General features: G+C 31.5%; 3 protein-coding genes. 2 read left to right on the top strand and 1 reads right to left on the bottom strand.

Annotated elements, in window-relative coordinates; all coding sequences use genetic code 11:
- Position 1 precedes the first annotated feature (1 nt).
- Both map and SOY52_RS00345 read left to right on the top strand, forming a co-directional pair.
- Positions 2–724, top strand: coding sequence for a type I methionyl aminopeptidase (gene map / locus SOY52_RS00350; protein WP_320847000.1), 723 nt, complete (start codon positions 2–4; stop codon positions 722–724).
- A gap of 13 nt (positions 725–737) precedes the next feature.
- The gene (locus SOY52_RS00345) at positions 738–1,355 is read left to right on the top strand and encodes a phosphoribosyltransferase (protein ID WP_320846999.1); all 618 of its coding nucleotides are present in this window, start codon (positions 738–740) and stop codon (positions 1,353–1,355) included.
- A gap of 110 nt (positions 1,356–1,465) precedes the next feature.
- Here the strand turns inward: SOY52_RS00345 and SOY52_RS00340 are convergent.
- Positions 1,466–2,511 (bottom strand): hypothetical protein (locus tag SOY52_RS00340; RefSeq protein ID WP_320846998.1); only part of this gene is annotated, 1,046 nt, incomplete at its 5' end.

Genomic DNA, 2,511 nt, shown 5'->3' with positions numbered 1-2,511 from the left:
TATTAAAAGAAGTGGTAAAATTCTTGCTGAATGTTTGCTTAAGCTTGAAGATATTATTAAAGAAGGTGTTTCAACATGGGACATCGATCGTTTTTGCTATTTATATATTAAAGAGCATAAAGCTATTCCTTCATGCCTTGGGTATTGTGGATATCCTAATTCTGCTTGTGTTTCAGTAAATGAAGTAGTTATTCATGGTATTCCTTCCAAGAAAAAGATATTAAAGGAAGGTGATATTGTTTCTGTTGATCTATGTGTTACATTAGATGGCTATGTTAGTGACTCAACTAGAACCTATGAAATTGGAAAAGTTAGTGATGATGTTCATAAGCTTAATGTAGTTGCTCGTGAATGTTTAAACGTTGGAATCGAAGCTGCTGGCAAGAAGGGAGCTAGAATACTTGATATCGGAAATGCTGTATTTAAGAAGGCATTTCTAGAGAATGGCTATGGTGTAGTTAGAGACTACACAGGTCATGGAGTAGGTTTTGATTTACATGAAGAACCTGAAGTTCCAAATTTCAACGATAGATTACTACCTAATCCTAGAATTAAACCAGGTATGGTAATTGCTATTGAACCAATGATTAATATGGGTTCATGGCAAGTTGATACTCTAAAAGATGGTTGGACAGTTGTAACTAAAGATGGTAAACCAGCTTGTCACTGGGAACATACAGTGGCAATTACAGATAATGGTATAGAAATTCTCACACAACTTTGAGAGGGGAGAGATTATGGCAAAAGAATTTATCACATGTGATATGATTAGAGATGCTGCACTTAAACTTGTTTGGAAGATGTACAAGGAAGATGGATTTGTTCCAGATGTCATCTATGATTCACTCAGAGGCGGTGCATACATGGCAAATGTAATGAGTGAGTTCTACAAACTCCTTGCTCTTAAAGAAGGTAAAACTCCTGTTTTCTATGCTGCTGTTGTAGCTAGAAGTTATTCAGAAGTAAAATGCCATGCAGGCCATGTTGATATCGATGGTTGGACTTATTCACCATTAAAGCTTCAAAAAGGTCAAAAGGTATTAATTGTTGATGATATCTTTGATACAGGTATGACAGTAAATGCACTTGTAAAAACTGTTATGGAGTCAGGTATTCCTAGAGAAGATATAAAAGTTGCAGTTTATGACTACAAGGTTCCTCTCTACAAGAAAGAAAAGCCATTAGAAATTCAACCTGATTATTGGTGCAGAAAGCACATCCTTAATTCACCTGCAGATGAAAGATGGATTCACTACACATGTCATGAATTCATTGGTCTTACTCATGATGAAGTTGATGAAGTTTATACAGACCCAGAAGTAAGAGATATCCTTCATACTATCTTAGAGAAATAATTTTTTAAATAATTTACATAGAGCTTTTAACTGAATTGTTAAAGGCTCTTTTTTAATGCAAAAAAAGAGTGTTGCAATAAAACAACACCCTAAAAAAGATAGTTTAATTTCTACTTCAAGTGAGGAGTTCCATCAAGGCTTAAAGTTAAGAATCCATTGTTTGCTGTACAGATTATATAGTCATTATTATTAACATTATCATTTACTTTAAAGTATCCAACAATAGCTACATTTCCTAGCTTTGAAATAGTATTAGATGTCAAAGCAGGATTTTCTCCCAATGTAAGAGTGTTAAAGCTTGTACTACCATCATAAGCAAAATACAAGTTATTACCAGCTACAAATGATTTAAAATCTTTACCAACTTTTGTTGATGATAATTTAGATTCTTTAGTCAATTTAGTACCATTAAGTTTAAAAGCACTTGTTTCTGCAGTACCATTTACTTCAGAGAAAATAAGATATTGATATGTACCATCACTTGTTACAGATCTTAAAAAACCAATATTTGAAGTACCTTCAGGAAGAGATATAGGGTTAAAATTATTACCGTCAAACTTATAATATTTTAAATCACTAGCCTTTGCATCACTCTTTTTAGTTGAAAAAGCGAAGATATCATCAATGTTTTTAACATAATACTCACTAGAAACTTCAGCTTTCTTATCAAAAGTAATTGTTGTATCAGTTATTGAATAACTATAAACTTTACCTTCTTTGTCAATTAAATATTGATTATATGAACCAGAGAAAATTAAATTACTATTATTATTTAGTTTAGTAATTGTTACATTATCTTTATCTTTTATATCGAGCTTATAACAGATCTCATATGAAACACTATCAGAGGTAGCTTTATCTACAAAATATAGAATCTCTTTATCTGTATCTGTAGCACTAAAAACAAATACATTATTTTTCTTTGAATCTTCAGAGCTATCTATTTTTGAATATTGACCAGTAGTTAAATTATAGCTTTCAATTCCATTTACAGACTTAAAATATATTATTTTGTTATTTGCATCAGATTCATCTAATCCAATAAATGATAGTTTTCTGTTATCAGAAGGTACTCTATCAATTACTTCTGCAAAGATACCTTGGTTATCAAGATTACAGGAGGAAAGAAGAGCAATAGCTAATAATAGAAGTATTG

It is taken from the genome of Bullifex sp. (genome assembly GCF_034103065.1).
Lineage (GTDB): Bacteria > Spirochaetota > Spirochaetia > Sphaerochaetales > Sphaerochaetaceae > Bullifex.
Note: the sequence above shows the minus strand (reverse complement) of the source record. Positions and strands in the feature narration are given on the sequence as shown.

What these genes read in the sequence shown, in the direction of transcription:
- SOY52_RS00345 (WP_320846999.1), top strand. Translation starts at nt 738, where the DNA reads ATGGCAAAAGAATTTATCACATGTGATATGATTAGAGATGCTGCACTT.